Here is a 19,748-nt window from a genome sequence, read left to right as displayed (position 1 = left end):
TTCTACAATCCTAACTTTTAACTCTTATACTTATTCCGATAATTAATTGACCACTCAGAGCCTATGAGATTTTACAATTCTAGGCATGTCAGTGCATTCATGGTTATACCAATTAAAATAAAATATATGATCAATCTAAATGGTCTAAATATACAATAGCAGCGCTACTTTCAATCCCAATAGCTAGATATTGCTCAATCAAGCGCCTTGCGATTGAAAATTTACCCTAATTTATATTAGAGCACTTAATTAATATAATTGGTATTATTCCCTTTAGAACTGACATAACAACAAAGTGTAAATTCTCAAAATATCCTACCTATGACCCTCTCCTATATTCAGGAAAATAAACAAATGCCTCATTTTAGTCCTTAATTCAATTGTAAGAAAGTTGTGTTTTTCTATGACTAGTAATTACTTATTAAATTTGATAATAATAAGTAATTAGATAAATATCAGCGATATCGCAATATAAAACGCACAAAAAGTACACTGTTAAATTATTATGTACTGAGGAAATAGCTTTGAGTAAATTCGTAGTTTTTGGAAATTCAGGATCCGGTAAATCAACGTTAGCAAAAGAGTTAGCGTTGAAAAATCAATTAGCTCATTTAGATCTCGATACGGTGGCATGGCAATCTATTACGCCAGCAGAGCGGTTGTCTATTTCAGAATCCAGTAAATCAATAAATGACTTTTTATCAATTAATAGTGACTGGGTAATTGAGGGCTGTTATTCTGATTTATTAGAGCTTGTAATTCAACAAGCAGAAGAAGTCATTTTTCTAAATTTACCAGTCTCTGCTTGTATAGACAATGCTAAAAATCGTCCATGGGAGCCACACAAATATGAAAGTAAAGAGGCTCAAGACGCAAATTTAGAAATGCTCATTAATTGGATTTCACAATATACTGCTCGTACTGATACCTTTTCAAAATTCGCACATGAAAAATTATTTGAAGATTTTCAAGGTAAAAAGACTATGTATACCCAAGCCACTTCAAGATGTGAGGTTCAGGACTGCTGAGCAATTCATGATCTAAGCGCATCTTTGCATTAATGGTTACTCCCTTAAAAAAAGATGGACCGGCAATATGCTCCTGCATTGCTCTAGTACCTACATCCATGCAGGCAACAACGAGCATGATTTGCTCAGAAGTCCCTGTAAGGTTGGTTTATAAATACTTTATGCAGCGTTATTGATTTTGAAAAGGGAATAACCATGTTCTTCAATCAATGCCTTGCCTAAAGTATTTCTAATTCCAACTGAATCCTGCATCTTGAAGTGGTTTGGGTATATATTTCAAATGAACAGCGTACATCAAAAAATTGAATAGGGACTAAAAAAGCATTTTTTGCTACGCTCAAGTTTCAGCTTCCATTTTTTACCCATTAATTGGAATATTAGTTTTAAATGACGTTTTGTGGAACGAGAATAACATGAATAATTGAGTTAAAAATGGAACTAACATTTCTGTGATTAAAACACCAAATATTGTCAATTCATTAGAAAATTTAATTGCAAAAAACATAGAGCAGTTTAAACAAAAGTTGTAAATAATTGTAACCAACCATTGTTTAAATTTAAATTAGCAGTAACAATATATTATTAGTTATTTAAATATTCGCTAAATTTCCACATGAAAAAATTTATTTTATTGCTGCTTTTAATTCCCCTGTTATCAAGCGCTTCCACATTAACTCAATCCTTAGCAAGCCAACAAATGATGCGTCTTGCGCAGCCAATAAATGTCGATGAACACCATATTATTCATATCGGTATTTTTTATACCAAAGACTTACTCAATTATTTAACCCACGAACAATTAACTGCGCATATAAATCGCCAAATCAATGCAGCTAATGTAGTGATGGAAAATAGTAACTTAAAAATTAGACGAGAAATTTCTTACATAGGTGAATATCCAATTGATAACAAACCTAATGTCGCAATTAACAATTTCTTAGAAACAGTTTTTAACACCGAAGCAGATCAAATTCGAACTATAGCTCAACAGTTTGGTTTTGATTATATAACCATTCTTCGCCCACACAGTGATGATAATTATTGTGGTTGGGCATATTACGACAGTCCTTACGCACTAATGGAGGTTGGTGGTAATTGTACCAGTGCAACTTTAGGTGCGCATGAGTGGGGCCACAACGATGGTGCCGATCATGATATTGCAAATAGTTCTGATACGCCATTAACCGACTATGGTCGAGGCTACAACTGTAATGGTAACGGTACGATAATGAGTACCAATCATAATTGGTATACCCGACATGATTTTTACTCAAGTCCTAATAAACAGGCTGGAGGGGAAACATGCGGAGAAGAAAATACTGCCAACGTGGTACGCATGTTAAACGAATTTAAAGATATTCCAGGACATTTAGGAAATCGTCTTGAACAACCAGAACTGCTAGCCAATGTTATCATTAACAACAATATTGCAATAACAATAGCTGAAGGTGAGCAAGCAAAAATAGAGCTAATGTTAGTTGACTCGTCGGGGTCAGAAATAACGCTTGATCGCGATGCCAGTGTAGAACTTGTTAGCCGCTCTTACAGCGCATTTGCTGACAGCGATTTTACTTCGCTCGTAGAGCGTATCATTTTTAGTGTCGGAGAAAGTCGTAAAACAATTTACATTAATACTATTGAAGATAGTATTTCAGAACCTTCCGAGGAGTTTTCAATTAGCCTACGCCACGGAGATATTGTCGCTCCAAGTGAAAATTCAATCACTATTACTATCACTGAAAATATAGGTGAACTAAGTTATCAGTTTGCAGTAGCAAGCTTATCTATTCAACAAGGACAGAGTGTTATGTTAGAAATCACTCGTAATGGTGACTTATCAGAGGCTTCAGAAGTAAGACTAAACCACCAACTTGGCTGGTTACAAATTGATAATGAAACACTACTTTTTACCGAAGGTCAAAGTACTTTATCGGTAAATTTATCAATAAGCCCGTTAACCTCAAACAGTACTGGTAACATATATTTATCTTCACTTGATGACTCAAAAACTTATGACACTATAACGATTAATGCTGTTGTACCTGCCAAAGAAAAATCGTCTGGTGGAACATTTTTCCACTTATTATTTCTAATATTTACTATAAAATTTTATAGCAGACTAAACCATTTCGTTCTGGTTTTGAAAAATATTGAATATATCAATAATTTGAAAAAGAATATTTTATCATGCTATAAGAAATTAAACACACAGTCCTAAAACTGAATTTTTGACATTATTTATAATCAAACAATTAACATTAAATTATCATCAAGATTTAAAAAAGAGAAAGGAGTCAGGTTAGTTGCTTCATAACTATAATCGGAACATCAATAAAATCAACCAATAATACATATATTGACACGACCCACTTGAAGTTATGAACTGATTTCAACTTTAACCTTGTATGAAGTTCCTCCATTCAACAAAAACTAATGACTACCTTCTAATATATACCCAAGCCACTTCAAGGTGTGAGGTTCAGGACTGCTGAGAAATTCATGATCTAGGCGCATCTTTGCATTAATGGTTACTCCCTTAAAAAAAGATGGACCGGCAATATGCTCCTGCATTGCTCTAGTACCTACATCCATGCAGGCAACAACGAGCATGATTTGCTCAGAAGTCCCTGTAAGGTTGGTTTATAAATACTTTATGCAGCGTTATTGATTTTGAAAAGGGAATAACCATGTTCTTCAATCAATGCCTTGCCTAAAGCATTTCTAATTCCAACTGAATCCTGCATCTTGAAGTGGTTTGGGTATATTAACCTAATCAATTGTCTAATTAGGTCAATATTAAAACATATCAGCTCAAGTATAAGCTACTATTTTATTGCAGTCGGCAAGTTAAATCGTTTATATCTTCACGATAAAATAATGCTTGTTCACAGGTTTTTCTATGTGCATGAGTTAATGTCAGACCATTAGTCCAGCTACCTTGCTTTAGCGCTAACCTAAACTCATTACATATTGATTGAGGTAAGTTTAACGAGACTTGTTCAAACATATATTAAGCTACCTTTGATTCATCTGTTATTTCAGAAATATCGGCTTCAATGTTTGGTAAAGGGTTACGCGATCCAACAGCTTCCTCAATTGAATTAAAGCCATCTTGCTTTAATAAATTGACTAAACCTCGATTTATTTCACTAATATTTTGCGGACCATCAAAAATCATAGTAGTGATCATATGTAATAAACTTGCACCAGACGTAATTTTTTCATAAGCATCTTTAGCACTAAACACACCGCCAACCCCTATGATAGTTAATTTACCTCTAGTACGTCGATAAACATGGCGAATGACATTAGTAGATATACGCTGTAAAGGTAAACCACTCATAGCGCCTTTCCCCTCAGGTAATAAACCTAAATTAGATGGATATTCAGCTGCGATATGCTCTTGGTTACAACCCGGTTTTGCTAAATTAGTTAAAACAACTCCATCCATTTTATGTTCTATACAGCCATCAACAATCACATTAATTTCATCAAAAGATAAGTCCGCAGCTAATTTTACATATATAGGTTTCTTTGAAATAGTTCTTATTTTTTCATTTACCGCAATTAATAAGGCATCTAAATTATGTTTATCTACAAAAGGTTCGCCATCTTGCGTATTTGGACAACTAATATTGATTGTGAAATAGTCACCAATATCTTTAAATAAAGTTAAAGTTTTAATGTAATCACGTATTGATTCACTCAATACAAATTCAGGTGTTACATTAGATTTTGCTGCATTAATTCCTACACGTAATTTACCAAAATTTACACCATTGAGTCGTGATGATATTTTTTCAGCTCCCTGATTATTTAAACCATACCAAACCACTATCGCCTTCGACTTCACCATTCTAAATAAACGGCGACCAGGATTTCCAGGACACACTTCCCCCGTAAAAGAACCCAATTCTGCTAATCCAAAGCCTAAAGATGGATATATTTTAGTAAGCTCTCCATCTTTATCAAAACCAGCAGAGAGTCCAACCGGGTTTCTGTAACTGATACCATCCACAGTCGTATTCAATTTCTTATTTTTATAATTAAATAATAATGCAGTCAGCCATCTGCTTAATGGATTACTTCCTAATAAAACACCTATTTTTTTCAAACTATAATGGGCATTTTCTGGCTCCATTAAAAAAATAAGCGGACGCATAATTCGATATAATAAACTTAATAAAAAGTTACGTATTCCTACAACAAAATTCATTTCAATCTCCTAAAAGTAAACAATCATCACAATGTAATGATAATCGATCTCATTCGCATTAACAACGGTGTTTATCTATATTAAAATCAACAAACATAATGTATTAATTTTTTTCACACTAAATAGTGCCTATTTTTTGGTAAACTGAGCCAATAAAAATAAAAGTAATGATTACGCAAAGGAATTACAGGTGAAAATATCTACTCGAGAAAAGCTAAAATTTCAAGCTATGGAACTTTTTGCAACCCAAGGGTTTTCATCAACAACTGTAGGAGCAATAGAAAAAGCGGCAGGGTTAACAGCCCGTTCAGGAGGGTTTTATCGTCATTTCCCAACAAAAATATCTGTTCTAGAGGCGATTGTTGATGAAGCTGAAGTTGAAATACTGGCTGATTTTAAAAATAACTTATCTTTGCCTTTGGGTGATTTAAAAAAAGAATTGCTTACTATCGGTCGTATGATATTACATATAGGTGAGAAATACCGCCCATTACGTATTTTACTAAGATCTGAAGTCGGAACATTGCCAGAACTAAGAGATAAAATGAAAGTCATCAATACACGTTTAGCTGATGAACATTTGTTTCCTTGGATTTCATCTCAAATTAAAAATACGCCTTTTAGCCAGACCTGCCCTGATGAAATGATACAAATCGTATTTGGTAGCGTCTTTTATTACATGATTAGTTTAGATATAGGCGCTACACCTTACGGGATTGAGCAAAATAAATATTTAAAATCTTGGGCGGATGTTTGGACAACAAATTTATCTTAAATTAAATACGCTTAACGCAGCTTATTTAGCTTTATAAAAAAGCCCCGAAGGGCCCAGGGATCGGTTTGAAAATAGCTAATGAATTAGCATTATCTAAGGCCTAAAACAATATAATAAAAATTTAAGTAAGCACAGGGTTTGTTTTTCGAATTAATATACGATTATATTAAAATTCAAACTAGAGACTTTATAATGCTGTATATACCCAAACCACTTCAAGATGCAGGATTCAGTTGGAATTAGAAATGCTTTAGGCAAAGGCATTGATTGAAGAACATGGTTATTCCCTTTTCAAAATCAATAACGCTGCATAAAGTATTTATAAACCAACCTTACAGGGACTTCTGAGCAAATCATGCTCGTTGTTCCATCTTTTTTTAAGGGAGTAACCATTAATGCAAAGATACGCCTAGATCATGCATTGCTCAGCAGTCCTGAACCTCACATCTTGAAGTGGCTTGGGTATATCAATAAAATAGATTATCTCTTCTCATAAAATTAATCCGTTGTTTTATATAAACGATCTCCTGCATCACCTAAACCAGGTAATAAATGACCCTCATCATTTAAGTTTAGCTCTTTACTAATAGCAATAATTTTCACATCAGGGTGAAAGTGATGTAGCTTTTTAACCCCATCTTGCGATACTAAAACACAAATCATGGTAATTTTTCCTACGCCATACTGTTTTAGCCTATCTATACATGCAATTGCAGTATCTCCGGTTGCTAAAAGTGGATCAGCTAAAATCACTTTTTTTCCTGTTGAATTTTTTGGTAGTCTGAAATAATACTCAACTGTATTTTGAATAAATTTATCTCTATAAATACCAATGTGGCCAGCACTTGCAAACGGTAACATATTTAATAAACCATCAAGCATACCATTCCCTGCCCGCATAATTGATACAATAATGGGGGCACATGCCACTTCTTCGCCTTTCATCTTCTCTAATGGTGTTTCAATATCAACCGGTTTAAGTGCCAATTCTTTTGTAGATTCATAAGCCAACAACCCACTAATTTCATTCAAAAGCCTTCTAAATTCACAAGACTTTGTTTCTTTTTTTCTTAATAATGTAAGCTTATGCTGTAAAACGGGATGACTAATTATTGTTAATTTTTCCATTGTATTGTCCTATTCCTGTTTTATGTTTATTGATTAATGATTAATGATTAATGATCTAGTTTTAAAACACAGTACCATCACTGTGTAGTTTTAAAGGCGGTTCTCCTCTATGTCTTTTTTCTTGTGCTATTGTACGACCTGCCCACCAAGTCCCTCCTTCTAATACTTTTGCCAAAGGCAACTCTTCCTTCGACATATTTAACTTTTCACGAATGTTATCTGCTATTTTATCTAGCAGTACTATCGTTAATGCACGCCATTCGATTATCAAATCACTATTCGCTAAATGAGATTTAGTTAAGTTATTTTTATCTTTTAATTCAATTAATTGCTTATCTATTAACAGGCCTCCATTGCGGTATTCAGCTAAACCAGTCAGGTTTTCAACACCATTTACTTCAATTTCAGCTTCTAAAATAGGCTCTATGAGTGAATACGTTAACCATTGTGATAATTTATGAAAAGGGACTAAACATGATAGCGGATCAGTCGATTTTAATAATGAATATTGCCATACATCTCCCATATTCATATTGTTAATTGATATTCGACCAGGCCATATATCACTAAATCCATTCAACACTGCATTTAATATATCCTCAGCTTGAATATTCTGACCATAATTATCAATCAAAAAATCTAAAATATTACCAGGTCTATGATCTTTAAAAATATCATCTTTATTAACTAATGCCTTCCCTAATTCACATATTAAGCTGACACGACCCTCTAAACCTTCTAAAGGGTTATGTTGGGATACTTGAAATCCCAGCTCTAGCTTTTCGCGATTAAAAAACATTAAAGATTTAGCATCAACTTGGAGAGGATTTAATTTATCACTGGAAAATACGCCAGCCATATACATATCAAAACTTGCTATAGCTAGTCCTTCTGAACGTTTAAAAGTTTGACCGCTTTTTTTATCTAAATAGCACCAAGTATCACCCGCTCCAGCATCTAATAAAACGGATACCAAAACTAAATCAAGCTTGGCTCTTGCTTTATCATATAGTGATAAATTCGTTAATTTTCTATCTAATTCTTTTAACCTATCTATATTTCCGGCTTGAAAATGACTCCAGCGGGAATGGAAAGGAATGTCTAAATTAGGATAATTATTATTAATAACAACCAATACATAATCAGCGACTTCATCTAAGCGTTCTAAATTAATTTTAAATTGACCTGTGCCTGATAGACTCAGTTGAAAAACTTGCTGACTACGTTCCCTAATGGCTTTTGGTGATAACAAGTATCTTACATCTTCGGCTTTAACGCCCATATCAATCATGATAAATTCCGCCCTTTAATATTATCAAGTTCGTCATCTGTTAAGGCTTCATCATCAGTAAAATAACCGGCCGCTTTTTTAGCTTCTATTTCTACTTGAGCATCATCGGGCACTAAGTTTTTTGGGATCGAGACTCGATTTAAAACCTTAATACCCGATTTAACAATCGCGTTATATTTCATATTGCTCATGGACACTAAATGATCTATTTTTTTGATACCAAACCAATGCAAAACATCTGGCATAAATTCTTGAAAACGTGCATCTTGAATACCGGCTACACACTCGGTACGTTCAAAATAAGTTGCTGCACTGTCTCCTCCTTTTTGTCTTTTTCTTGCGTTATAAACAAGTAACTTAGTTACCTCGCCTAATGCTCTCCCCTCTTTTCTAAAATAAACAATTAAACCAACACCACCTTCTTGTGCTGTTTTTACGGCCTCTTCGATGCCATGCATTAAATAAGGTCTGCATGTACAAATATCTGAACCAAAAACATCCGAACCATTACATTCATCATGTACTCTGCAGGTCAATTCTTTTGAATCATCAGCTAGGCTATTTATATCGCCAAAAATATATGCTGTTGTACTACCTATCGGGGGTAACAAAATTTTAAGATCGGGTCGAGTAACGAGTTCCGGAAACATCCCGCCAGTTTCTTGAAATAAAATTTTTCTCAGTTCCCCCTCTTCAATACCAAACCGCTTTGCTATACCAGGTAAATACCAAACAGGCTCTATGGCTACTTTTGTTACAAATACATCTTTATTTTCTTTTAAAATTTCTCCATCAGGTTTTAACCTGCCTTTATCAACTGCATCATATATTTCAGGTAAAGTAAGATGTGCTTGAGTAACAGCTATTGATGGTTGAATATTGATACCTTGTTTTAAATCTTTACTAAATACTTCATCAACATTTGCTCCCCATGGATCTAAAGATATAATTTTTTCAGCATCAGACCAGGCTATTTTAGGCGTGACATTAACGGTTGGGCTGGTATTAGTAAGGTCGGGAATATGGTCTTGCGGAAATGTACCTGCGGCTATAGATAACGCGCGATATACAGTATAACTACCGCTATGGGAGCCAATTGCATTACGGTTTTCCTTAGTTGAAATGGTCGCTATTACGGGGCCTCGTTCACTTGGCAGTTGAGCGCCCCATTTTACAGGAGTCGACTCTTTAAACGCCTGATTTGAATGAGAAGTTAAAATAACATGATGCGATCTTGAATATGCCTTCATTAAACAACCTCTTAATATTTCACTTATTATGTGACTTTAGGAAACAAAGCTTACTTATCTTCAAAAAAACAATTACTTTATGTACCAAAATATCTATCACCAAAGTCTCCACAACCTGGAACAATATATTTATTATCATCTAAAATAGGATCGACTACTTCGGTATGTATATGTATTTCAGGGAATTCATTATGTAGCCTTTCAGCAGCTTCTAAAGCACAAAATATTGATATAATTTCAATATCTTTAAGATTATACCCTTGTTTTTTCATCATGCTTAAGCTGTAACACATAGTGCCTGCAGTGGCTATCATAGGCTCTAAAATAACAAATTTTGCATCGGGCGAAATTTCAGGTGGCACTTTAAATAAGTAAGGCTCTGGTTGTGCGGTTGCTTCATTTCTTTTGACGCCAATCGAGCATAATTTAGAGTTTTCTATTTTAGACATAAATACAGGAAGTAAGCTTAAACCTGCTCTAAAAATAGGCGTTAAAATTACTTCATGATTTTGAAGATGAGGGATCATTGCATCGGCAATCAATTCAAATAAATTATTAGCTGTTTTTCTAAACTCTTGATAGGGTAACTCTCTATCTCTAAGCCTAGTAAGATAAAAATGACGTTCACTTATTTCAGCATTTTTAGAACGTGAAAAACAGGTTACGTTAGGTGGTAAAGTAAAGTTATTGTCTTGTTCAAGCATATTGAGTCCTAAAAATCTAACTACTCCAATAAGAACTTAGAATGCAAATAAAACACTTAGGCTTAAAAATTAAAGTAATTAGTATCTAAATCAAATAAAGTATTCTTATTCAAAGACTAATAGACAGATGAGGTTTCAACAAGATTTTCAGAAATATAATTGAGGAGAATAAAAAGTAGCACTAAAAAAAGCTAAGAGAGTTAGAGTCACTTTGCCAAAAATAGCATAACCCCATCCATCATTTCTTTTTGAAGGAAAATCTAAAAATCAATTGTCTCTGGCATTAATGAAAAATTGTGAACTTGTGGAGATAGATGTATTTACAAAATTTAACGCAATTAAAATATCGCCCATATTCGTTTTAAAAGTGATCATAATTCATTTTCTGTACAACCAAGATGGTGCTATTTAAATAGACAAAGTAACGATTACATAATTCATTATGCAATTTTTGTTATATTTTTAATTTCATGATCAATGCAAATAACCATTTGCTTTTCAGTTAATGGCTTACTAAAAAAATATCCTTGATATTTATGGCAATATAAACTTTTCAATACATTAAGTTGTGCTTGTGTTTCAACTCCTTCTACAGTGATAGAAAGGTTAAACGATTCAGCAATTGCACAAATCGCTTTAACTAATTGTAATGCTCCATTATCTGTTTCAATATTTTCAATAAAGGAACGATCTATTTTAATGCCATCTATTGGCAAGTTTTTTATGCGACTAAGTGAGCTATAACCTGTACCAAAGTCATCAATATATATTCCAATGCCCAAATTATGTATATCATTTAACTGTGCTATTAATACTTCTTCTTTTGCGATCATAGCTGATTCTGTTAATTCAATTCTAATTTGGCGTCGATTTAAGTTCGATTGATTTACACGTTTGGTTAGCCAGTCCATAAAACTGTTTTGCTGTAATTGCAGAGGTGAAACATTGATATTAATAAATAAATTATGAGATTTATCACCTAATTTCTCCATAAATTTCAACGCACGATCAAAAACCCATAGTCCTAAAATAGACATCTTCCCGCATTCTTCAGCAATAGGAATAAATTCTTCAGGGCTAATTCTCCCTAGTTCTTTACTATCCCATCTAAGTAATGCCTCAAAGCCAATTAAACGCAGTCCTTGCTTACAATAAAGCGGTTGTAAATTAATTGAAAGCTCTGAATCTGGAATTAAGTCATGTAATAATGTTTCAATCTGAAGTCTGCGATTTATTTGCTGAGATAATTTTGAAGAAAAAATATAATAATCATTTTTCCCTTGCTGTTTTGCTTCATACATCGCAATATCTGCATCGTGTATTAATTTTTTTGCATCATAGTCTACACATGGAGAGGTAAACTTTCGCACGCCAATACTACCACTCACAGACAAGCAATGTTGTTTATACTTAAAAGGCTTTCGGATTTCTTCAAGTATATTAACCAATAAACAAATTAAGTTATCGCTCAAGTGGTTTTGTCGAATTAATACTGCAAATTCATCGCCGCCTAATCTAGCGATATCAGCAAATGAACCAAGCATATTTTGCATTCTAGATGAAAACTCAATCAATACTTTATCGCCAGCAATATGACCTAAAGTATCATTAATCAACTTAAATCGGTCTAAATCAATATAAAGTAAAACAAAACTACTTTGGGTGTTAAATCTTAATTTATCAATTAACTCTAAAAATGCTTGTCGGTTTAATAAGTTGGTTAAACTATCGTACTGTGCTCTATATTTTAGCTGTTCATTAAATAACTTTACTTGTGTAATATCAACTAATCGACCTTCATAGCTCGATACACCTTCATTTTCAACCCAATTTCCACTTTGCCTTACCCAGATACTTTTTCCATTTTGTTTTTTAGCTAACCATTCAAATTCCTGATGATTAATTTTATTTTCAACATCCTTTTGCCAGTTTATAATTTGTTCTTCACTATAAATAAAATCACTAAAAATAAAGTTTTTATTATCTGAACTTGGGTTCAATAATAAAGAGATAAATGCAGGATTACAGGTATTTATTCTGGTATCCTCATCTAAAACGAACAGTCCTTCATGTGAGTTTACAAATAGTTTTTTATATTGATTTTCTGATTTAATTTGCTTTTTTAGTGCTTGACTTTTTAATAAAGACTCTTTTTTAAGCTCTCTATTAGAATCGATTAAACTTGCAGTTCTTTGTATAACTATTCGATTAATTTCCTTATTGCGCCCCTTTAAAGTGAATATTTGAAATAATATTAAAGCACCGCAGATCCAAGACACCACTACCAAAGAAATAATCACGCATAAACGAACTGGGATTATCGCAGGAGTTAAAATTTCAGGGTTATATAACTCAATAGTTAACTCATGACTAAAAAAATGACTGGGAGTTATCACACTCGGTTCTATATAATCCAGTTCAAATGCATTTTTCCAATCCGTAGAAAAAATAACATCACCTTGATTTAAAATCCGTATATGTTCGCCTGTTTCAATATATAGGTTGTGGTAAATGTTCTCTAACAAACTAGATAATATTAACCTTAGCCCTAATGCTGAATGCACCTTACCACCAATTTTTTGAATTAAGACTAGACTCCATTGGTTATTATTTTGAGGCCAATTAAGTGCCACAACACCATGTTCTAAAGATAATTTTTTCAATTCACTTTCATTAAGTGCTATCACTTCGCCAATAATGTGACCATAATCGGAAACTGGGGCCGCTCTAACAACACCAAGTAAATTATCTTTAAGCTCATTAGGTAAATACAATCTAAAATCAAATTGCCCTTGCTGTATTTGTTGTTTTTGTATTTCTTCAATTTGATCCTGTTTAAATAAAACATACTGCTCTAAGCCAACCTCTATTTCTATTCCCTGCAATTGATATTGGGCCACTTTATAAAAACTCTTAGCACTAATATTCATACTTGATTGAAAATAGGCATCAAATGAATAAAGTAGGTTTTCAAGTTGTCTTAATTTATTTTGAAAAACTTGATTATATGATGCGATCTGTATGTTTAAATCTTGCGTAGACTGGGCTTCATAATGTTTTTCTAAACGGTAACCAGTAAAAGACATCACGATCACAAATATCGCATAACTCAATAAATGAATTCTTAATCCTCTTAATTTTAAGTTTAATTGCTTCATGCTCTAGACTTCTTAAAATTTACCAGTACCATAGTTACAAATGATAATAGTTTTTATTTATGTTTATGAAAAGTAATTTATTAGTATTTATTGCATTGTTTGCATCAAGCGTTGAAGTTTTAGCCAAATCTTTAGAACAATTAAACATTTATTCTTTTCGAAAACTTGAATTGATAGCACCTATCGTTTCATCATTCGAAAAAGAATCGGGAATAAAAGTTAATTTAGTACATGGTAAATCAAAATATTTATTAAAAAGGTTAGAAAATGATGGTGAAAAAAGTCAGGCCGATTTACTGCTAACATCTGACTTAAGCCAGTTAGCTAACAAAAAACACTTACTGCAATCATTTTCAAAATTTGAGAATTTAGAACATGTAAATAAAAATTTGGTAGATGATGAGCAATATTGGGTCAGTATTTCAATAAGAGCTCGTACCATTTTTAGTTCCGTAAACACGACTTTAGCTGTTCCTGAATTTTATAGTGATTTTAATAAAAAACGATACCAAGGACAATTTTGTATTAGGGATTTATCTCATAGTTATAATAAAGAGTTATTTGCTTCTTTATTATCGATAGGTGAAAAAGAAGATACTTATTGGCTACAAAATCCAAATAAGCTTTTAGTTAAGCGTCCAACTGGCAACGATAGAGATCAGCTTCGCGCTTTAGCTGAAGGAAAATGCCAATTTGCCATAGCCAACCATTATTATTTAGATATGTTAGCCAACTCAGAAAACAAAAAAGATCAGTTAATCGCTTCAAAGCTTAAACGTCATTGGCTAAAAACTCATAAAGGCACAACATTAATATCAACAACTACGGCTGCCATCACTAAATATGCACCAAACAAAAGTAATGCCCTTGTCTTTATGAATTATTTATTAGAAGACGATACACAAAAGATATATGCATCGCAGTTATTTGAATTCCCTGTGTATACAAAAAACAAACAAGATCAAACAACATTAGAAAATAACAATTTTAAAATGATTCCGGATGTAAAAGCAGTTAAAGCTAGTTTAAGTTTTTTAGTTAATCCCTCAATGCTATAAAGCATAATTTGAATAATTAACGACTTCACCTATTTCAACAAACATTGCCATAAAACCCATTAAGCGCATTGTATTACTTAGTGATAATATGGCATTTTTAATTTTAATAAAAGTTATGATTAATATCTTGAAAAATGACGACTCAAATTAAGTTGACGTGTGTGAAATGAACCCTATTTTGATTAAATTTAAGTATTCTGGGAAAATAATACTTCTCTTTTACCTTCAACTCCTTGATTAAATTCTAATTCAACTATTTTTAGACCTGTTGCAGTACTTAATGATTTAACCATTTCTCGATTAAAGTGACTATTATTGTTATCTGTTATATATGAATCTAAATCAACCCAACGGGCATCAGCAATTTCATCTATATCTTGAATTTCAATCTCATAGGTTAACGCTTCTAAGCGACAAATAAAATAAAGATTAGACTTACCAAATCGATAAGGATGTTTATTGGCAAAACCAACCACTTGTTGAAACTTTGCTGTTATACCTGTTTCTTCAAGTACTTCACGCTCTATTGCGATATGTATATCTTCATTGAGTTCAATATGACCACCTGGAAGCTTATAACCTGTACCAGTCGTTATTTTTTCCCGAATTACCAACACTTCATTATTTTCATTAATCACTAAAGCACCCGCTCCAATTGAGTGTGTAGGCACAAAAGGCGCATAAGCATCATTAACTAATCGTAAAATCAAAGTTACTTCTTGCTCAAGACAATTATGAAAAACAAAACCCAGCTCAGTGGCAATTGGTACAATGTTACTTCGCTCTATCGGTAAGGTTAACCAAATAAGGCGTTTATTCTGGGATATTGCATGAGCAATAGTCAGATCTAATGCAACTTGAAATAAGGTTTGTGTTGCAGGTAGATTATATTTATCAATAATAATGCCATTAAAGGCATCGGCTTTATACCCAAGCCACTTCAAGATGTGAGATTCAGGACTGCTGAGCAATTCATAATCTAGGCGCATCTTTGCATTAATGGTTACTCCCTTAAAAAAAGATGGAACAACGAGCATGATTTGCTCAGAAGTCCCTGTAAGGTTGGTTTATAAATACTTTACGCAGTGTTATTGATTTTGAAAAGGGAATAACCATGTTCTTCAATCAATGCCTTGCCTAAAGCATTTCTAATTCCAACTGAATCCTGCATCTTGAAGTGGTTTGGGTATATATACTAACAAATTAAATACCCATTTGTGATTAAACTTTTTATCATTATAAATTTGAAGAAAATCATAACACAATAAAAAATAAATCAGACAATATTAGCAAGCCAAATCACTTATCACCTAAAAAAGCCAAATATCACCGATATTGACCATTAAGCACAAATACACAAAACAATACTAAAAAGTCTATTATTATTCATCTCAAGCGAACTTAGCAGCATACAACTTTAAAACTAAACAATATATTAAGGATAAAATAAATGAACACTTTAAACTCATCAGAACTTTATAGCACTACAATTTTAGGCGTTTTTGTTATAGGTGGTTTAGCTTTAAATGGTATGGTTTCAGCTGTAGCTGTAGGTTCATTAATTGCTGCAGCAACGCTTGCCGCTACTTATATTTTTACAAATAAATAAGATATTAAAGGCTCAACCCAACTTGCCAACAAAAACCACAGCCAACCCTCTGTGGTTTTTTTATATCCACAAGAAACTCAATATATATACCCGTAGTACTTGGAAATGCAGGTTTCAGAGCTTGGGTAGGAGTCGAGTACAAGGCATGATATGTAATTCATAGTTATTCCCTGATGATGAATCATAACGCCGTAATCGTTTTCTACCCAAACTCCCTTAGGGGCAAGACGATAAGCGCTCAACTGCGTTGTTATAATATATTTTTTGAGAATGACTTAAGACACATCTTATGCCTCGCATTTGACACGCTTCTCGACTTGCTGAAATCACGCATTTCCATGTAGGGTGGGGATTTATCCAAACTACTTCAAGATACGAGTTTCAGTTGGAATAAAAAAGATGTAGGCAGGTATTAATAACAAAAAATGATCTACCTTTTGACTAACCTTAACTTCATTTACAATTATTTACAAAAAAAACATGGTTTTTTTGTAAATAGCATAACTTTAGATTCTTTGAATCTAGATTTATCTAAAAGTAAAAATAAAATCAAAAAAAACATCTCGTAGTTAAAGTGCTAAATAAATACATTCTATTGATTTTATTTCTATTTTTAAAAACTTCCTTTTTATGAAAAATTTAAAAATGATCAAAAAACGACTCTTTATTTTAATTATTTGTTAACGCGGTGTAACAATAAATAATCTGTATTTATTGAATTATTTCCTATCTAAATTTACTCGCTCATAAAAAACACAATTGACATCCCTCATTAAGGAACGTAGTTTGATTGGAATAAAGACTCTAAATAAAAATTTTAGAGAAAAATAAAAATCATAATACTTTATTTCAATTGAACATTTTTAGGGGAGCGGTATATGCTTTTTTCATTAGCTGATTTATTTAATAAAACAATAAGTGATCATTGGCGAGGACAAATAAACTTTTACCCGAGCAATGCCAATTTCGATTCCATTTTTTTACAACAGTTCTCCAATCAACAAAAACAATTAACAAATATTAAATTTGGAGAGCGGGTGTTAGTGACAGATGAACCAACTCCCGAAACAATTGCGAGTATTTTGTGGTTATGGTCACAAGGTGCTGTTGTTGTTCCTATAAGATTTAACATGAAACACATTGCAATCTTAGATATTGCCAAAGATTGTGATTCGCACTTACTTTTTAGAAATGGACAATCAGAGTTAATTGAAATAAACCATCCTGCTGATAAAAGTGAACACAACCACAAAATATTTGAACTTAATTCTAAAAGAAAAGTTTGTGGCTCTGATCTTGCCTTGATCATTTATACCTCTGGTAGTACAGGTAAACCCAAAGGCATTATGCTCAGTCATGCAAATGTGATCACTGCCATAAATTCAATTGGTACGTATCTTGAGCTTAACGTAAAAGAGCATATTTTATGTTTATCTCCGCTTTCATTTGATTATGGCTTATACCAATTACTATTTAGTCTTAAATTCGATTGCCAATTAACAGTTTTTCAAGATGAATTTCATCCAATAAAAGTCATAAAAGCACTAAATCAAAACAACATCTCATTACTACCAGTTGTGCCCGCTATGGCAAGTTCATTATGCAAAGTGATTCAAGTATTTAAAAGTGAATTACCCCAACTTACAAAAATTACCAATACCGGTGGTCATTTAGCTGAAGATACCATACGAAATTTATCCAATTTATTACCGCATACCAATATATACGCTATGTACGGTTTAACTGAATGTAAACGCGCTCTATATTTACCACCAAGCGATAGCATCAGAAAGCTTGGTTCTGTCGGTATTCCAATACCCGGATTAGAGGCCAAAATATTTAATAAAGTTAATAACATGTATTTTAAGGAAGTAAACCAAGGCGAAATCGGAGAGTTATTCATTCGAAGCAGTACTTTAATGCAAGGTTATTATGGTGATGCTAATGCAGGTGCAAGCATTCACACCGGTAAATATAGAGATGATAACTGGTTAGCAACCGGTGATTTATTTAGCCAAGATGATGAAGGATACTTTTACTTTAAAGGTCGTAATAAAGATTTAATAAAACAAGCTGGATATTGTTTATATCCAGCAGAATTAGAGGCACAAATAGAGCAATTTGAGCATGTACATTTAACAGCAATTATTCCTCACACTGATAAGTTAGGCGATGAGATTGCTTGCCTATATATACAATTAAACGATAACTCCCCCGCACAACAAACCCAATTTAAAACTTGGTTGAAATCATCAATTGATGCCTGTTACTGCCCCCGCGAAATTCGTTTTATTGAAAGCATGGCTTTAACTGCAAATAGCAAAGTGGATAAGCAGCATCTTATTTCACATTTATCTGAAATTTAAAGCTAACCATATTGTATAGGAGTTAAAAATGAAAGCAGTTACCAATTTACTCAATGAAAATCACCATCAAATTGAAACCCCATGTTACCTATATAGCGTTAGCCAAGTAGCCGAAAATTTTTCCCAGCTAAAATCAGCACTTGGCACTGAGTTAATTTACTCTATGAAAGCCAATAATAATATTGATTTGTTAATGCGCTGTGCTCATCACTTAACGGGCGGGATTGAAATCGCATCTATTGGCGAATTAAATTTAGTTGCTGGTGGCACCAGTGAAAAATACATTAATAATCCCTCGGCAGACAAAAAGTTTTTGCGCGCCGCTGTTGCATCACGCTCAACCATCATCATAGATAATTTAACTCAGTTAACATCATTAATTGAATTTGTAGGTAAGCGTCCATTAAAGCCGATTTTGTTACGATTAAATTCATGCGTTTTAAAACAGTTTAATCCTGAAATAAAAAAAATAAGAGCCGATCAATTTGGTATGGATTGGGATACAGCTTGCCAAGCAATTGATATCTGTAAATCACACAATACCCCCTTAGCAGGCTTTCATTTATTTAATGGTTCATATCAATTTACTAGCAATGCAGTTGAAACTGCAATGGCGGCAAAGTCAATTATTCAAGCGATTGAAACGCGCTATCAGCAAGCTTTAAGTTTTGTAAATTTAGGCGGTGGATTTAGTGAGAATTGGCAGCAGAGTAATTTTGATTTTTCAGCATATAGAGAAGTATTGGCAAGTTTTCAAAAGCATATCTCTTTAGCCCACGAAACAGGTCGCGGACTCATGGCATCTGCAGGATATTTTGCTACCCGAGTACGCTATTTAAAGAATATAGAACAACAGCAATACGCGATATGTGATGGTGGCATAAATCAAAACTTCTTATTAGCGCAAACAGAGAACAGTTTTAGAAAGTTCAAAACTCCAATGATTTGGAGCTCAAAACCACATACACAGCAGCAAAGTTGCATTTATGTTGGTAGCTCTTGTAGTAAAGATGATGTGATTGGTAAACAAGATCAGCATCACATTACACCAAAAGTAGGTGATATCTGTATTTATGATAACTGTGGTGCATATAACGCCAGCTATACCCTCTCTCCTTTCTTAAAACTGCCTAGTGCTAAAACTTACATTATTGAATAAGGCTAA

Annotated in this window: 18 protein-coding genes; 8 read left to right on the top strand and 10 right to left on the bottom strand. The window is 33.1% G+C overall.

The window, feature by feature from the left end; genetic code table 11:
• Window positions 1–524: 524 nt before the first annotated feature.
• Window positions 525–1,028, top strand: coding sequence for an AAA family ATPase (locus CJF42_RS10080; RefSeq protein ID WP_095366568.1), 504 nt, complete (start codon window positions 525–527; stop codon window positions 1,026–1,028).
• Here CJF42_RS10080 and CJF42_RS27405 read toward each other — a convergent pair.
• A complete protein-coding gene (locus CJF42_RS27405; protein WP_170940560.1) occupies window positions 982–1,146 on the bottom strand; it encodes a hypothetical protein in 165 nt (54 codons plus the stop codon). The two genes, CJF42_RS10080 and CJF42_RS27405, sit on opposite strands and share 47 nt — an antisense overlap.
• A gap of 495 nt (window positions 1,147–1,641) precedes the next feature.
• On the opposite strand from CJF42_RS27405, the gene CJF42_RS10070 reads away from it, so the two are divergent.
• Window positions 1,642–3,246 (top strand): Calx-beta domain-containing protein, encoded by a 1,605-nt coding sequence (locus CJF42_RS10070; RefSeq protein WP_095366567.1) that lies wholly within the window; start codon window positions 1,642–1,644, stop codon window positions 3,244–3,246.
• Window positions 3,247–3,458: 212 nt separating this feature from the next.
• On the opposite strand, the gene CJF42_RS27400 is transcribed toward CJF42_RS10070, so the two are convergent.
• The 3 genes from CJF42_RS27400 to CJF42_RS10055 form a co-directional block, all read right to left on the bottom strand.
• Complete coding sequence (locus CJF42_RS27400) at window positions 3,459–3,638, bottom strand: hypothetical protein (RefSeq protein WP_170940559.1); 180 nt, start codon at window positions 3,636–3,638, stop codon at window positions 3,459–3,461.
• A gap of 220 nt (window positions 3,639–3,858) precedes the next feature.
• Window positions 3,859–4,035 (bottom strand): DUF1315 domain-containing protein, encoded by a 177-nt coding sequence (locus tag CJF42_RS10060; protein WP_095366566.1) that lies wholly within the window; start codon window positions 4,033–4,035, stop codon window positions 3,859–3,861.
• A 3-nt stretch (window positions 4,036–4,038) separates the two neighbouring features.
• Entirely contained in the window at window positions 4,039–5,244 is a 1,206-nt protein-coding gene (locus CJF42_RS10055) for a quinone-dependent dihydroorotate dehydrogenase (protein ID WP_095366565.1), read from the bottom strand.
• A 190-nt stretch (window positions 5,245–5,434) separates the two neighbouring features.
• Here CJF42_RS10055 and CJF42_RS10050 point away from each other — a divergent pair, with 190 nt between their 5' ends.
• Window positions 5,435–6,019, top strand: a complete 585-nt coding sequence (locus CJF42_RS10050; protein ID WP_095366564.1) for a TetR/AcrR family transcriptional regulator — start codon at window positions 5,435–5,437, stop codon at window positions 6,017–6,019.
• 355 nt (window positions 6,020–6,374) lie between these two features.
• Complete coding sequence (locus CJF42_RS27395) at window positions 6,375–6,515, top strand: hypothetical protein (RefSeq protein WP_170940558.1); 141 nt, start codon at window positions 6,375–6,377, stop codon at window positions 6,513–6,515.
• Between the two features lie 2 nt (window positions 6,516–6,517).
• Here CJF42_RS27395 and upp (CJF42_RS10045) read toward each other — a convergent pair whose 3' ends face one another.
• The 5 genes from upp (CJF42_RS10045) to CJF42_RS10025 form a co-directional block, all read right to left on the bottom strand.
• The gene (gene upp, locus CJF42_RS10045; RefSeq protein WP_095366563.1) at window positions 6,518–7,147 is read right to left on the bottom strand and encodes a uracil phosphoribosyltransferase; all 630 of its coding nucleotides are present in this window, start codon (window positions 7,145–7,147) and stop codon (window positions 6,518–6,520) included.
• 61 nt (window positions 7,148–7,208) lie between these two features.
• Complete coding sequence (locus CJF42_RS10040) at window positions 7,209–8,438, bottom strand: DUF1688 family protein (RefSeq protein ID WP_095366562.1); 1,230 nt, start codon at window positions 8,436–8,438, stop codon at window positions 7,209–7,211.
• The gene (locus tag CJF42_RS10035; RefSeq protein WP_095366561.1) at window positions 8,435–9,688 is read right to left on the bottom strand and encodes a GTP cyclohydrolase II; all 1,254 of its coding nucleotides are present in this window, start codon (window positions 9,686–9,688) and stop codon (window positions 8,435–8,437) included. Before CJF42_RS10035 ends, CJF42_RS10040 begins: the two co-directional genes overlap by 4 nt.
• 77 nt (window positions 9,689–9,765) lie before the next feature.
• Window positions 9,766–10,392 carry a uracil phosphoribosyltransferase gene (gene upp, locus CJF42_RS10030; RefSeq protein ID WP_095366560.1) on the bottom strand — a complete coding sequence of 209 codons (627 nt, stop codon included), beginning with the start codon at window positions 10,390–10,392 and terminating at the stop codon, window positions 9,766–9,768.
• 440 nt (window positions 10,393–10,832) lie between these two features.
• Window positions 10,833–13,550 (bottom strand): sensor domain-containing protein, encoded by a 2,718-nt coding sequence (locus CJF42_RS10025; protein ID WP_095366559.1) that lies wholly within the window; start codon window positions 13,548–13,550, stop codon window positions 10,833–10,835.
• Between the two features lie 65 nt (window positions 13,551–13,615).
• Between CJF42_RS10025 and CJF42_RS10020 the strand changes: the two genes are divergently transcribed.
• Window positions 13,616–14,608 carry an extracellular solute-binding protein gene (locus CJF42_RS10020; protein WP_170940557.1) on the top strand — a complete coding sequence of 331 codons (993 nt, stop codon included), beginning with the start codon at window positions 13,616–13,618 and terminating at the stop codon, window positions 14,606–14,608.
• A 188-nt stretch (window positions 14,609–14,796) separates the two neighbouring features.
• On the opposite strand, the gene CJF42_RS10015 is transcribed toward CJF42_RS10020, so the two are convergent.
• Window positions 14,797–15,645, bottom strand: coding sequence for an NUDIX domain-containing protein (locus tag CJF42_RS10015; RefSeq protein WP_095366557.1), 849 nt, complete (start codon window positions 15,643–15,645; stop codon window positions 14,797–14,799).
• Window positions 15,646–16,058: 413 nt separating this feature from the next.
• Between CJF42_RS10015 and CJF42_RS27390 the strand changes: the two genes are divergently transcribed.
• From CJF42_RS27390 to CJF42_RS10005, 3 genes are all read left to right on the top strand, one after another.
• A complete protein-coding gene (locus CJF42_RS27390) occupies window positions 16,059–16,217 on the top strand; it encodes a hypothetical protein (RefSeq protein WP_170940556.1) in 159 nt (52 codons plus the stop codon).
• 878 nt (window positions 16,218–17,095) lie between these two features.
• A complete protein-coding gene (locus CJF42_RS10010) occupies window positions 17,096–18,583 on the top strand; it encodes a class I adenylate-forming enzyme family protein (RefSeq protein WP_095366556.1) in 1,488 nt (495 codons plus the stop codon).
• 28 nt (window positions 18,584–18,611) lie between these two features.
• Complete coding sequence (locus CJF42_RS10005; protein WP_095366555.1) at window positions 18,612–19,742, top strand: type III PLP-dependent enzyme domain-containing protein; 1,131 nt, start codon at window positions 18,612–18,614, stop codon at window positions 19,740–19,742.
• The last annotated feature ends 6 nt before the right edge of the window (window positions 19,743–19,748 follow it).

Source organism: Pseudoalteromonas sp. NBT06-2, assembly GCF_002276045.1.
Taxonomy (GTDB): domain Bacteria; phylum Pseudomonadota; class Gammaproteobacteria; order Enterobacterales; family Alteromonadaceae; genus Pseudoalteromonas.
This window is presented reverse-complemented; position numbering and strand designations above follow the sequence as displayed.

What these genes read in the sequence shown, in the direction of transcription:
- CJF42_RS27405 (WP_170940560.1), bottom strand. Translation starts at nt 1,146, where the DNA reads ATGCTCGTTGTTGCCTGCATGGATGTAGGTACTAGAGCAATGCAGGAG.
- CJF42_RS10070 (WP_095366567.1), top strand. Translation starts at nt 1,642, where the DNA reads ATGAAAAAATTTATTTTATTGCTGCTTTTAATTCCCCTGTTATCAAGC.
- CJF42_RS27400 (WP_170940559.1), bottom strand. Translation starts at nt 3,638, where the DNA reads ATGCTCGTTGTTGCCTGCATGGATGTAGGTACTAGAGCAATGCAGGAG.
- CJF42_RS10060 (WP_095366566.1), bottom strand. Translation starts at nt 4,035, where the DNA reads ATGTTTGAACAAGTCTCGTTAAACTTACCTCAATCAATATGTAATGAG.
- CJF42_RS10055 (WP_095366565.1), bottom strand. Translation starts at nt 5,244, where the DNA reads ATGAATTTTGTTGTAGGAATACGTAACTTTTTATTAAGTTTATTATAT.
- CJF42_RS27395 (WP_170940558.1), top strand. Translation starts at nt 6,375, where the DNA reads ATGCTCGTTGTTCCATCTTTTTTTAAGGGAGTAACCATTAATGCAAAG.
- upp (WP_095366563.1), bottom strand. Translation starts at nt 7,147, where the DNA reads ATGGAAAAATTAACAATAATTAGTCATCCCGTTTTACAGCATAAGCTT.
- CJF42_RS10040 (WP_095366562.1), bottom strand. Translation starts at nt 8,438, where the DNA reads ATGATTGATATGGGCGTTAAAGCCGAAGATGTAAGATACTTGTTATCA.
- CJF42_RS10035 (WP_095366561.1), bottom strand. Translation starts at nt 9,688, where the DNA reads ATGAAGGCATATTCAAGATCGCATCATGTTATTTTAACTTCTCATTCA.
- upp (WP_095366560.1), bottom strand. Translation starts at nt 10,392, where the DNA reads ATGCTTGAACAAGACAATAACTTTACTTTACCACCTAACGTAACCTGT.
- CJF42_RS10025 (WP_095366559.1), bottom strand. Translation starts at nt 13,550, where the DNA reads ATGAAGCAATTAAACTTAAAATTAAGAGGATTAAGAATTCATTTATTG.
- CJF42_RS10020 (WP_170940557.1), top strand. Translation starts at nt 13,616, where the DNA reads ATGAAAAGTAATTTATTAGTATTTATTGCATTGTTTGCATCAAGCGTT.
- CJF42_RS10015 (WP_095366557.1), bottom strand. Translation starts at nt 15,645, where the DNA reads ATGCTCGTTGTTCCATCTTTTTTTAAGGGAGTAACCATTAATGCAAAG.
- CJF42_RS27390 (WP_170940556.1), top strand. Translation starts at nt 16,059, where the DNA reads ATGAACACTTTAAACTCATCAGAACTTTATAGCACTACAATTTTAGGC.
- CJF42_RS10010 (WP_095366556.1), top strand. Translation starts at nt 17,096, where the DNA reads ATGCTTTTTTCATTAGCTGATTTATTTAATAAAACAATAAGTGATCAT.
- CJF42_RS10005 (WP_095366555.1), top strand. Translation starts at nt 18,612, where the DNA reads ATGAAAGCAGTTACCAATTTACTCAATGAAAATCACCATCAAATTGAA.